General features: G+C 33.2%; 10 protein-coding genes. 2 read left to right on the plus strand and 8 right to left on the minus strand.

Translation table 11 applies throughout. The features are described from left to right. Nucleotides 1–246: 246 nt before the first annotated feature. From B0A67_RS01785 to B0A67_RS01795, 3 genes are all read right to left on the minus strand, one after another. Nucleotides 247–816 carry a Crp/Fnr family transcriptional regulator gene (locus B0A67_RS01785; RefSeq protein WP_072958275.1) on the minus strand — a complete coding sequence of 190 codons (570 nt, stop codon included), beginning with the start codon at nt 814–816 and terminating at the stop codon, nt 247–249. Between the two features lie 357 nt (nt 817–1,173). Further along, nucleotides 1,174–1,653, minus strand: coding sequence for a MarR family winged helix-turn-helix transcriptional regulator (locus tag B0A67_RS01790; protein WP_072958272.1), 480 nt, complete (start codon nt 1,651–1,653; stop codon nt 1,174–1,176). 2 nt (nt 1,654–1,655) lie between these two features. Next, the gene (locus B0A67_RS01795; RefSeq protein ID WP_072958268.1) at nt 1,656–2,147 is read right to left on the minus strand and encodes a GNAT family N-acetyltransferase; all 492 of its coding nucleotides are present in this window, start codon (nt 2,145–2,147) and stop codon (nt 1,656–1,658) included. 407 nt (nt 2,148–2,554) lie between these two features. On the opposite strand from B0A67_RS01795, the gene B0A67_RS01800 reads away from it, so the two are divergent. Further along, complete coding sequence (locus tag B0A67_RS01800; RefSeq protein ID WP_072958265.1) at nt 2,555–3,142, plus strand: TetR/AcrR family transcriptional regulator; 588 nt, start codon at nt 2,555–2,557, stop codon at nt 3,140–3,142. 153 nt (nt 3,143–3,295) lie between these two features. Further along, the gene (locus tag B0A67_RS01805; RefSeq protein ID WP_072958262.1) at nt 3,296–4,108 is read left to right on the plus strand and encodes an SDR family NAD(P)-dependent oxidoreductase; all 813 of its coding nucleotides are present in this window, start codon (nt 3,296–3,298) and stop codon (nt 4,106–4,108) included. A gap of 66 nt (nt 4,109–4,174) precedes the next feature. On the opposite strand, the gene B0A67_RS01810 is transcribed toward B0A67_RS01805, so the two are convergent. From B0A67_RS01810 to B0A67_RS01830, 5 genes are all read right to left on the minus strand, one after another. Further along, nucleotides 4,175–4,837, minus strand: a complete 663-nt coding sequence (locus B0A67_RS01810) for a chloramphenicol acetyltransferase (protein ID WP_207557296.1) — start codon at nt 4,835–4,837, stop codon at nt 4,175–4,177. Between the two features lie 158 nt (nt 4,838–4,995). Beyond that, nucleotides 4,996–7,419 carry an ABC transporter permease gene (locus B0A67_RS01815; RefSeq protein ID WP_072958257.1) on the minus strand — a complete coding sequence of 808 codons (2,424 nt, stop codon included), beginning with the start codon at nt 7,417–7,419 and terminating at the stop codon, nt 4,996–4,998. A gap of 42 nt (nt 7,420–7,461) precedes the next feature. After that, a complete protein-coding gene (locus B0A67_RS01820; RefSeq protein ID WP_072958254.1) occupies nt 7,462–9,873 on the minus strand; it encodes an ABC transporter permease in 2,412 nt (803 codons plus the stop codon). 1 nt (nt 9,874) lies between these two features. Beyond that, nucleotides 9,875–12,298: an ABC transporter permease gene (locus B0A67_RS01825; protein WP_072958252.1), complete on the minus strand. Its 2,424-nt coding sequence runs from the start codon at nt 12,296–12,298 to the stop codon at nt 9,875–9,877. Between the two features lie 3 nt (nt 12,299–12,301). Then, nucleotides 12,302–13,015 (minus strand): ABC transporter ATP-binding protein, encoded by a 714-nt coding sequence (locus tag B0A67_RS01830; RefSeq protein WP_084074513.1) that lies wholly within the window; start codon nt 13,013–13,015, stop codon nt 12,302–12,304. Between the last annotated feature and the right edge of the window lie 2 nt (nt 13,016–13,017).

Consider the following 13,017-nt stretch of genomic DNA (forward strand, 5'->3'; position numbering starts at 1 on the left):
AAGATTGGTGATTTGCAGAAGCAGATTTTATTTTACGCAGATTTAAAAAAAAAATTAAGCACATGGGTGCGGATCTTTTATATGCTTAGTTTTTAATCGCGCCAAGACATAACGTTTTTATTTCTCGCAAATTGATCAGATTTAATTTTTATAATTATCTATAAATAAACTACTTTGCGCTTATCTACTAAATCTTTTTTAAATCTGCGTGAAATGATAATTCTTCTAATTTGTAGTAAAAAAACTTTATGAATTCAGTCGGCTAAGGGTTTCTCTTGAAACACCCAGATAAGCAGCGATTAGATGTTTGGGAACTAAGTTGTAAAGCTGTGGATATAATGCCAAAAGTTCGTCGTAACGTTTTTTGGTATTATTATTCATTAAAGATAACAGGCGTTTTTGAGAAGCGATATATCCTTTGTTGGTTCTCCATCTGAAGAAATGTTCTATTTGATGGAACTCTTTGCAAAGCTTTTCGCGATCGCTGTTGGAAAGACACAAAACTTCGACATCTGTAATACAATCAATATCTATCGTTGCAGTGGTTTGGTTGTATAAAGCATCATAATCTGATGTCCACCACGTAGGCATGGCAAATTGCAGAATGTACATTTTGATCTCATCATTGATAAAAAAAGCTTTTAGACAGCCTGAAATTACAAAATACTCGCAATCAACTTTGTCTCCGGCACTAATAACGGTTTGTCCTTTTTTGAAAGATTGTGGCTTAAAATACGAAAAGAAATAATCGAATTGCTCGTCTGTCAATGAAGCTGTTTTGCCAATATGTTGTTGGAGGGTTTCTTTGGAGTTCATAAAAAAGATGTAAAGTTTTTTTTGAAAGTTGCTCAAAGGCTAAGATACTGAGTTTTTTTTTGATCTTCTCTGTCTCTTATCAAAACGAGTGCCTGGCCCTGATTGAAACGGAAATCCTTTTTATTCATTTCTTTAAAAAATAAAAAGATTGGAGAGTAAAACAGCAAACAGCTCTTTATTAAAATAGATTCCAGGTTTTTTAAATTCAGATTAACAAAGTCGATGATTAGTTTAAAGTTGAAAATTTTAAATCATAGACAATACAATCAAAATTCTTAATTTACCTTCAGGTTTCAAAATACTTCAGCTCCTCTCAGGTTTACAATAAGTCCAAAACTTAGAATCTTTCAAAAAAAACTACTCTTCACTTTTTAATTGTAATGCTCTTTGCAAAAAGCTTTGGTGCATGATTTTGTTTTCGGCTTCGTTAATAGCCTGAAGTAAATTGTTCTGATTGTCGGTAATTTCTCTGAGAACACTGGCCATCAGATCCCAGACCGGTTTCATTTTTACAATTAATTCCTGTCCTTTTGGCGTCAGTAATATCAATCTTTTACGTTCGTCAACTTTGTCTTTTTTTGACCGGATTAACTTTTGTTTTTCGAGTTCTTTTAGCAGACTAATAGTTGACGGATGTGTGTAACCAATTTCGTTTGCAATTTCGACAACGCTTAATACTTCTTTGTGATGTAAGGTATAAATTACCGGAAACCATTTGGGTTCAAAATCGATTCCGTACGATTTATAAAACAAGGCGCCGTCTTTTCGCAATTGTTCGCTCAGGCGTTGCAATCGTGTCGAAAGGGCCAGAATTCCTGATTGATCTATAATATTCATCCTTACTCTTTTAGTTTTAAATGGCAAAATACATTGTCAGCACTCATTATCGGAAATCCAACCGGAAGCGATGCTTTGTCCATACGTACAAAATGATTTCTTTCGTAAAAACGTAAAGCGGCTTCTAGTATTGATATTGTTCCCAAATATAAATCATCAATTTGATTTGCTGTACAATAATCCAGTAAAGTGTCTAATAATTTTTGGGCAATCGAAAATTCTTTGCCGCGATATTCTTTCTTTACAAACATTTTTCTAATTGCAGCCTGAGAATCATTGAATTTCACCAGAGCAATTGTGCCTACTAATTCCTCCTTGATAAAAGCGCCCCAGAAATGACCGCCATCCGTATAATAGAAGTTTTTTATATTTAACAAATCCGGTTGGTCTTCGATCGTAATGGGAACATTGAATTCCTTTTGCTGGATGCTTAGAACTAAATCGATAACCTTATCTGCGTATTTATTTTCTATGGGAATAATTAGTGGTTTCATATTGTAACAATTTATTTTACAAAACTACGTAGTTAAATACATATATTAAAACATTTATAACATTTTTTTATTTATTGTTGCGAAATATTCGTGTAATCCCGATGACTCCGGAAAACTAAGCAACAACGTTTTTTCACGCAGATTTTAAAATGATTGAAGCAGATGTAAAATGATTTTATTGAATTGAAACAGGTCTTAAAATTGTAAAATCTGCCCAAAAAAGATCAATTAAATATGATCTGCCTGAATCGTTTTTTAAATCTGCTTGAACAAAAAAACTATCTATTGATAGTCCGATTACCTCATAGAAAACAAGATCTTAAATATTAAACTTATCACAAAAAATTAAAAACATTTGCAAACATGACCAATCGGTCATATATTTGTACCCGTAAAGAAAAATTACCATGACAAAGGGAGAAGAAACCAGACAGTTCATCATAGAGAAAGCAGCCCCAATATTCAACACAAAAGGGATTGCTGCAACTGCTATGAGTGATATTATGGAAGCGACCAAATTGTCTAAGGGAAGTATGTATGTTCATTTTGAGAATAAAGATGTCCTAGCCTGCGCGGCCGTTGATCATAATATGAAGGTATTAGGTGATAAACTTATGTTAGCCATCAGTAAAAGTAAAACGGCTAAAGAAGAACTTTTTACTTATATAGATTTCTTTAGTAATGCGGTAAATCCGCCTCTTGCGGGAGGCTGCCCTTTATTAAATTTTGGGACAGAAGCAGATGATACCAATCCTGTTGTAAAAGAGAAAATAAACAAAGGCTGTAACTCTAATCAACAAGTATTGGCAAGTAGTGTCAATAAAGGAATTGCCAACGGTGAGTTTAATCCGGAGTGGAATGCTGAGGAGTTTGCCATCGTTATGTTTGCCATGATGGAAGGTGGTCACCTCATTTCGAGAGTGTCCGGCAGTAATGATAAGATGAAAGTGATCATCAAAACCCTGAAAAAAATTATAGAGGAAAACACACTCTGATTTTTTTTACTAAAAAAATGACCGATCAGTCATATAATAAAATAAATATCAATGACAATTATAATGATAAAATTCAATATCAATTTAAAAAAACTAACAATTAAACAAATATCAATTCACAATCAACCATTCACAATTAAAAATTAAGAAAACATGTCAAAAACAATTTTAATTTCAGGAGCTTCAAAAGGATTTGGAAAAGCCTGGACAGAAGCATTTTTAGCAAAAGGATACAAGGTAGCTGCAACAGCCAGAAATATTGATACCCTGGCCGACTTAAAAGCACAATACGGAGACGCTATTTTGCCTTTAACATTAGACGTAAACAAACGCGAAGATTCATTTGCAGTTGTAGAAAAAGTAAAACAACATTTTGGTACAATCGATATCCTGATTAATAACGCAGGTTATGCCTTAAACGGAGCTGTTGAAGAAGCCAGCGAAACAGAAGCAAGAGCGCAATTTGAAACGAATTTCTTTGGTACGCTTTGGCTGACTCAGGCGGTTTTGCCTATTATGAGAAATCAAAAAAGCGGTCATATTATACAAGTTTCGTCTGTTCTGGGAATAGCAACTTTACCTAATATAGGTCTTTATAATGCATCGAAATTCGCCGTAGAAGGTCTTACTGAAACACTGGCTCAGGAGGTAAAACAATTTGGAATCAATGTTACTTTGGTCGAACCAAACGGTTATGTTACTGATATCTGGGGGAACGGATTTAATAGTAAAAGTATTGATGCTTATGATGGACTTAGAAAAGCAATAGCAGAAGGACATGATCCTGACACTTTCGGAAAAACAAGCGCTACGGTACCTGCAATTGTTAAATTAGTTGAAGCTGAAAATCCTCCTTTACGCCTATTCTTAGGAAAAGTAGCTTTGCCACTTGCAAAACAAGTTTACCAACAAAAGTTAGCTACTTGGGAAGAATGGGCTGACGTTTCTATAGCTGCTCATGGTTAATTAAAAATTTCATTTAAGACTAAAACCTCCAAAATCATTTGTTTTGGAGGTTTTATTATTTGGAAATTAAAGCATCCAATCTTTTACATTTTTTGCAAAATCCTGCATATCATTAATAAGTTTACTGGTATGATATCCGTCAGCAACTGCATGATTTACAAATACTGCAACCGGAATTAATGTTTTGTTATCTTGCTCGAAATATTTACCAAAACGAATTAATGGAAACATCAAATTAGATTCCTGATAGGTATCCTGAGAAAAATTAGTAAAACTTAACCAAGGCAAAACCGAAATTGAACAAAAATTTGCAGGACGATCTAAGCGTGCTTTTATACCTTTAACATCTTTATATTGCTTTATATCACTCGTTATTGTTTGGTAGAAAAGCTTAAAATCTTCATGATACTCGCTCCAAGCATCAGAAAAAGTTTTATCATCGTCATGAAAAATCGTATATGAAGGAAGAACGTAATTCCAATACCCTAATTGATTTTGACTGTTGTAACTCATCCTAAACTCCTTATTCTGATTTACAGCTCGCATAATTACGTACAGAAATGACGGAAAAAACTTTACCCCCTCTTCTTTTGATCGTGTTAGTAATTCTGTAATGTCAACATTTGCATTGATTGTGTATTTGCATTTTATTATATTATTAAAATAATCAAAATAAGGTTGTCGCTCCCAATTTTCGGGATCAACAGGTTCAAAAATTCTTTCCATCATTTCTTATTAAATCTATTATTGTTTTAGTCTGGATAGTATCCTCTATTGCAAAAATAAAATATCCACTCTGTAGTTAGTCCTAATATCGAGTAGAAAAACTTTAAACTAAAATAAATTAACAACTCTGTAATAAATAACTTCTGTATTTTTTTAGGAAATTATTCATATTTCAAATATTTTAAAACATCTGTTTTTGTTGCTGCATAAGCACGGGACAACACAATTATTAAAGTTAGAATTAATAAAATTAAAAAGCCAAAAATAAACGGGATCTGGGACAATTCTATTCTGTAAGCAAAGTTCTCCAGCCATTTATTGAGCAAATAATAGACTGGAAAAATGGCGATTAAAAATCCTATTATGCAATACCAAATATATTGTTTCGATAATTCTCTCAGTAAAACATTCGTATCTGCTCCCAGGGTTTTTCTAATTGCAATTTCTTTCATGCGTCTTTGTATGGAATAAGATGCAAGTGCAAATAATCCAAAAAGAGCAATTAAAATAACAACGATATTGAGCAGTGAAAACAAATTTTTTTGCTTTGTATAAGCTTCATAAGTTCTCGCATATTGTTTATCTACGAAATCATATTGAAACGGATATTCGGTATCGACTTTCGACCATAATTTTTCGATATTGGCAATCGTAGTTTCCATATCATCCCGTTTTAATTTTGCATAAACTTTGTTAATATTATGTGTCATACCAAACATTTTGATATTGTAAAAAGCCATTGGCGGCACTTTTAATTCAGGGCTTAATAAACTGAAATCCTGAACAATACCAATTATTTTTAATTTCTGTTCCCGAATCAAAAGTTCCTTGCCAAGAGGATCTTTAAGATTCATTAATTTTAATGCGCTTTCATTTATGATCACTGAATTTATAGTGTCTGAAGACAGTTTTCTATCAAAATTTCTTCCCTTAATTATTTTGATATTTAACATTTCAAACATGCCAAAATCTAAAGGGATAATGCGTTGTTTAAAAAGTTCATCATTGTATAAAACCGCTGATATAGAATTGTCTGAACCATCAAACGTAATAAGACCCGTGGAAATTTGTTCGACGCCTTTAATTTTGCTAAGCTGCTGTTTTATGATATTGTATTTGTTGTAAATATTTTGGGCTGCATTTTCTCCCTGGTAATCAACCGAAGGAAAATTTAAAGAAACCGAAATTACCTCATCGCCTTTAAATCCTAGATCTTTATGCTGTAAAAATTTAATTTGCTGGTATACGATATTTGAGCCAATGATAAAAAAAGCAGCAATGGCAAACTGAAAAATAAGCATTCCGTTGCGCAGCCAGATACCGTTTTTGCTTCTTTCGAAATTTCCTTTCAAAACTTTAAAAGTTTCGAAATTGGATATATAAATGGCCGGAAATAATCCTGCAGTCAAAATTGTAATGATAAAAATCAATATCAATTGTATGTAAAACTGACTGGCAAGAAGTTCAATGTTTTTGCTTAAAAAGTTATTGTAATACGGCAAAGTCAACTCTACAATTACTAAGGCCAGTAAAATAGAGAAACTCGTGGTTAAAACCGTTTCAAAAAGAAACTGACTAATAATATCGCCTTTAGATGCGCCCGAAATTTTGCGTACTCCAACTTCTTTCGCCCGCTTTACGGCATTAGCAGTTGCCAGATTGATGTAATTAACAATCGACAAAATGAGAATCAAAAGAGACAACCCCATCATGATCAATAAAAACTGATAATTCCCTCTCGTTTCAGGATAACCATCTGTTACCGAATGTAATCTGGCTTTAGCTAAAGGTTCAAGAATAACCTTAAAATAACCTACTTTTTTAGCCATAACTTCGGGTGTAAAACCTGCCTCTTTGGCAAGTTGCCTAATAAAATCGTGGTTATAAATTCTTTCGAGTTTCTGTCTTGTAAGATCAACTTTTGACGGGTCTTTTACTTTTAACAATAACTTTAAAATAAAAGGATTTGTCATTCCGGAAGTTGTAAGTTTCTTCATTTTATTAATGATGGCATTTGGCGCAATCGAAGAGTTTCCGGGAATATGGTACACGGCCCGTACAGAAAACAGCTGGTCAAAGCATTTTATTTGTTTTCCAATGGGGCTTTCATTTCCAAAAATCCTTTTAGCTGTAAGATCTGAAATAGCAATGCTGGAATCATCTTTTATAGCCGAAATTGCATCGCCTTGACTAATTTTGAAAGGAAAAAAAGAAAAGAAATTTTGTTCGACATTGATAATTTTATCTACAAATTCCTTTTTTCCTTTGTAAATAATTTTATCCTTTTGATACCAGTAATCAGAATCAGCATAAAGTGTAGATTCTATATTTGGATCTTCGTCTAAAGCCGGTTTCAGGAATAAAGCACAATCTGACCATGTGGGCATATCGCTTAGTTGAACCAAAACCTGATAAACATTCTCTTTTCCAGGATTCCAGTCATTGTAACTCTGTTCGTCGTTCCAATAAAGTAAAGCAAAAACTAATCCCGAAATTCCTATTGATAAACCAAGAATATTAAGAAATGAAAACAGTTTATTGTGCTTAAGTTGGTAAATAAATATGTTGATATAATTTAGTATCATAGTTTTAGTTAGTGATTAGATTCAATAAAGACTTCTTCTCTATTATTCGTATTTCAGGTATTGCAAAACATCAATTTTAGTTACCTGATATGCTTTTGCCAAAACGATTGTCAATGTCAAAAACATTAATAAAAATAGTGCAAGTAGAAAAGGAATTGCAGGAATATCAATTCTAAAGGCAAAATCCTCAAGCCATTTTTGCAATAAAAGATAAGCGGGAATTATTCCGATTGCGAAACCAATTACACAAAAGATCACATATTGTTTCGATAAATCTTTCAATAAAACATTGGTATCTGCACCTAATGTTTTCCTGATCGCGATTTCTCTTAATCTTCTTTCCATAGAGAATGAAGCCAAAGCAAACAATCCGAAAACGGCAATTAGAACTACAATTGCGTTTAAAAGAGAAAATAATTTACTTTGATTTTGATATTCTTTATACGTTCGGGCAAAGTTTTTATCTACGAAATTGTATTCAAATGGATATTCTGCATCGACTTTTGTTCTCCAAAATTTATTGAGAGCAGCAATCGTTTCAGTCATATCTTGCGGAGCAATTTTAACCGAAATATTATGCAAATCTTTTTGTATGTAATCGAAAGCTGTGATGTGTAAAAAAATCATCGGAGAAATTCTATTTTCAAGTCCAAAATAATTGAAGTCTTTTACAATACCAACAACTTTTAATTTTCTGCCTCCCCAAACAATTTCCTTGTTTACTGGATCTTTTTCGGCCAAGGTTTTAGCGGCAGCTTCATTCAGTAAAACATTTGTAATTGTGTCTGAGGCAAATTCGCTTGATAAATCTCGCCCTTTAATTACCTTTATTCCTAAAACATCCAGAATTCCAAAATCAATAGCCATTTGTTGTGTTATGACTTCTTTATTGTCTTTATAATGCATACCCGACCATGAATTAACGTTGGTTCCAAAAGAAAATACTCCTGCGGAAACCGCCTCAACTCCCTTTATTTTTAAGAGTTCTTGTCTGATTGTTTTATATCTTTCAAATTGTTTTTTGCCTTTTTTGGGTTTAAAAGAGATATCCATTACCTGAGCTCCATTAAAACCTAAATCTTTATTTGCCATATAATCTACCTGTTGATATACTATAAAGGAACCAATGATAAAAAAAGTCGCAATGGCAAATTGCAAAACCAACATTGCGTTTCTAAGCCAGATTCCGTTTTTGCTGCGTGAAAAATTTCCTTTCAAAACTTTCAGAGGTTCAAAATTTGAAACATATATCGCTGGTAAAACTCCAGAAACTAAAATAACAATAATAAAAATGAAGATTAATTGCTCATAAAACTGCGAACTTTCGAGAACGAGATTTTTACTCAAAAATGAATTATAAAAAGGCAATGAAAGTTCTACAATTACCAATGCCAGTAAGAGTGAAAAAAGGGTAATTAGTGTGGTTTCAAATACAAATTGCGTAATAATTTGCCCTTTTGTCGCACCCACTATTTTTCGTACTCCCACTTCTTTGGCTCTTTTTACAGCGTTTGCAGTCGCCAAATTAATATAATTTACAATCGACAATATTAATATAAGTATGGATAAACCCATTAATATTCGTAAAAACTGAACATTGATATTTCCTTCCGGAAAGGGAAAATTTCCCTGAACAAGCCTCGATCCCGGAAAAGGAAGAAATAAGGCTTTTGTGGGTTTGCCATATTGTTTTAAATACGCTTCATAGGTTATTCCTTCTTCTTTGGCCTGTTTTTTATAATTATTTTCAACATAGATTTCGTTTAGTTTTTTAATAACGGCTGTTGTATCACTTTGTCTTTTTAACTTTAGCATTAATCCGTAATTAAAACCCCAGCTTTCTTTACTTTTTTCCAGTTCATCCTCAATTATAGTAGTAACTGCGGCAGGCATTACCGAAGATTTTTCGTTTAGTCGGTATATACCCCGAACAACAAAATACCTCTCGGCATATCTTACCTGTTTTCCCATAGGATTTTCATTCTCAAACAAGCGCGAGGCTGTTACTTCAGAAAGCGCTATACTGTTGCTATCATGAAGTGCGCTTTTTCCGCTACCGTGAACAAATTCAAAAGGAAAAAAAGAAAAGAAATTACCTTGTGCTGAAAAAATCTTATCTACTACTTCGATCTTGCCATTATATTGTATCGTTTCTTTAGCATAATCAGTGGTGAAATAACAATATTCCTTTAAATCTGTAGTTGCTAATTTTAACATAGGACCAGATACAGCAGAGTTTACTGCCCAGACATTACCACCGCCAAGATCATTAAGAATAGTATAAATTTTATCTTTCTCCGGATTCCACTGATCGTATGAGTGTTCTTCGTTCCAATATAAAATGGCAAAAATTAAACCTGCGATTCCAATACTCAGACCCAAAACATTCAAAGCCGTAAAAAGCTTATTGTTTTTGATGTGGTAAATAAATATGTTGATCCAGTTTTTTAGCATTTTATTCGTATTTAAGGTATTTTAAAATATCCACTTTTGTTGCCTGGTAAGCTCTGGTTAACACCACTAATAAGGTTAAAGAAAGTAACGCTATAAATCCAACTAAAAACGGATAAACAGAAATTGTAATTCTGTAAGCAAAATTCTCTAACCACTTATTCAGTAAAAAATAGGCAGGAAACAGCGCTATTAAAAATCCAATGATGCTGAAAAAGATATATTGTTTACAAAGTTCTTTTAATAAAACATTCGTTTCGGCACCCAGTGTTTTTCGAATGGCAATTTCCTTCATACGTCTTTCGATAGAGTAAGAAGCTAAAGCAAATAAGCCGAAAAGTGCAATCGTAATTACAATAATATTCAATAAAGAAAAGAGGTTCTTTTGCTTTACATAACTGCTGTAAGACTTTTTATATTCTTTATCCACAAAATCATACGAAAACGGATATTCTGTATCTACTTTTTTTGTCCAGAGATTTTCTATATCAGCTATGGTTTGCTGCATGGTTTCAGGATCAGCCGTAATGTAAATATTATTCAAAAGCCCTGAAAACCAAGGCACGGTTTTAAAATGGAAAAAAGACATTGGCGGTATTGCATCACCCGGATTTCCTATATTAAAATCTTTTACAACCCCAACAATAATTGCATCTTGCCCGTTCCAGTTCAGTTTTTTTCCGATCGGATCTTTTTCATTTAATAATTTTAGTGCAGTTTCATTAATTAACATCGAAGTAACGGTATCCTGCGCAAATTTTGAACTTAAATACCGTCCTTTTACGATTTTTATTTTCATCATTTCCAACAGTCCAAAATCTATTGGTACATTGTTCCCATCAATATTTCTATCCTTATAGTGATAGGATATTACAGATTTTACCCCGTTTCCAAAAACAAAACCACCTCCTGCAACTTGCTGTACTCCTCTTACATGCTGCAATTGGTTTTTAATACTATTGTATTTGGCAAATTGATTTTTATCAGTTATTGCTTCGCCGTAAATATTTCTGTAGGAGATATTGAGAATTTGTTTTCCGCTAAAACCTAAATCTTTTGAATTCATAAGCTCTATTTGCTCATACACAATATAAGATCCAACAATAAAGAAAGCAGCTACAGCAAATTGAAATACCAGCATGCCGTTTCTAAGCCAGATACCGCTTTTACTTCTTCCAAAGTTTCCTTTTAATACTTTTAGTGATTCAAAATTAGCAACATAAACTGCCGGAAAGATTCCTGCCAATAGTACAGTGATCAAAAATATAGCAACAAGCTGCAAAAAGAACTGACTGCTTTGCAATACGAGTGATTTATCTAAAAAAGCATTATAGTACGGTAAAGAAATCTCAACAATTACAAGTGCTATTAAAATGGAGAACAATGAAATGATAGCAGTTTCAAAAATAAATTGTTGAATAATAGAAAATTTAGAAGCTCCTATAATTTTGCGAACTCCAACTTCTTTTGCTCTCTTTACTGCATTTGCCGTAGCTGAGTTAACATAATTTACAATGGATAGAATTAGAATTAAAACAGACAATCCAACCATGATAAGTAAAAATTGAAGATTACCGTTTGCTTCTATCACTCCACCGGTTTTGGTATGTAATCGAATAGATGACAATGACTCTAAACCTGGCTTTACCTGTCCATATTTCTTAATAAATTCTTCTGGTTTAATGCCCTGATCTTTTGCAAAACGAGCGGTCATGTTTTCAAAATATATTTTTTCAAGATTTTGAATCACTTCTTGCTTTCCATTAGGATTTTTTAATTTTAATAGCAGAACAAATTGAAAATTACCCCATTGCTGAATGGTCTCATTTATTCTTGCATCTATAAAATTAACCACGCAAGAAGGATTACAAATTGATTTTTTATCAAGTTTATAAACGCCTCGTACGATTAGGTTTTTACCCTGCAGCACGATTTGTTTGCCCAGAGCAGGCTGGTTTCCAAAAAGCTGAACGGCCAAATCCTGAGAAAGGCAAATACTGTTTAGATCTGGCAATGCGTTCTTTACACTTCCTTCAATGAATTGATAAGGGAAATAATCAAAGAAGTTTTTCTGCGCTGCCATTATCCTGTCAGACTGCACTTTTTTATTATTGAAGCGAATAATATCATTATTATAGTAACCATTTAAATAACAATAAGATACTACTTCATAACTTACTTCTTTTATAGCCGACCCTATTGGTGCTGAACTTGAAGCCCAATAGGTAGTCGCATCCATTTGATTGGCGACTAAAAATATATTGTCTTTACTAGGGTTCCATTGGTCATAACTCTGTTCGTCGTTCCAATACAAAATGGCAAAAATTAATCCCGCAATTCCAATGCTCAGCCCCAAAACATTCAAAGCCGTAAAAAGCTTATTGTTTTTGATGTGGTAAATAAATATGTTGATCCAGTTTTTTAGCATGATTTAGTTTGTTGAATTAGTAACTAAAACATCTACATTTCTATGGTTCATTTTCTCTGAAAGAATCATTCCGTCCTTCATTAAAATTGTTTTTTGCGAAAACGAAGCGTCATAATCAGAGTGTGTCACCATTAGGATTGTCGCTCCACCGGCATGAAGATCCGTTAGTAACTCCATTACTTCATTACCGTTTTTGCTGTCCAGATTTCCTGTAGGTTCGTCAGCAAGAATAATCGTAGGCGCATTGATCAGTGCTCTGGCAACGGCAACACGTTGCTGCTGTCCTCCTGAAAGCTGCTGTGGATAATGTTTCAAACGATGCGAAATACCCAATATTTTGGCAATGTCCTGCACTTTTTTCTTTCTTTCAGAAGAAGGAACATCATTATAAATCAAAGGCAATTCGATATTATCATAAACTGATAATTCATCAATTAAATTAAAATTCTGAAATATGAAGCCAATATTTTCTTTTCTGGCTTTTGATTTTGATTTCTCTTTGAGCCCAACCATTTCCTGTCCCAATAATTCGTAACTTCCCCCTGAAGCACTATCTAATAATCCTATGATATTTAGTAAAGTCGATTTTCCACTTCCGGAAGGTCCCATAATCGATAGAAAATCGCCCTGGTTAATGGTTAGTGAAATTTCGCTTAATGCTTTTGTTTCTACTTCTTCAGTTCTAAAAATTTTTGAAAGCTTTGTAATGCTGATCATAA

Source organism: Flavobacterium aquidurense, from assembly GCF_002217195.1.
Taxonomy (GTDB): domain Bacteria; phylum Bacteroidota; class Bacteroidia; order Flavobacteriales; family Flavobacteriaceae; genus Flavobacterium; species Flavobacterium frigidimaris.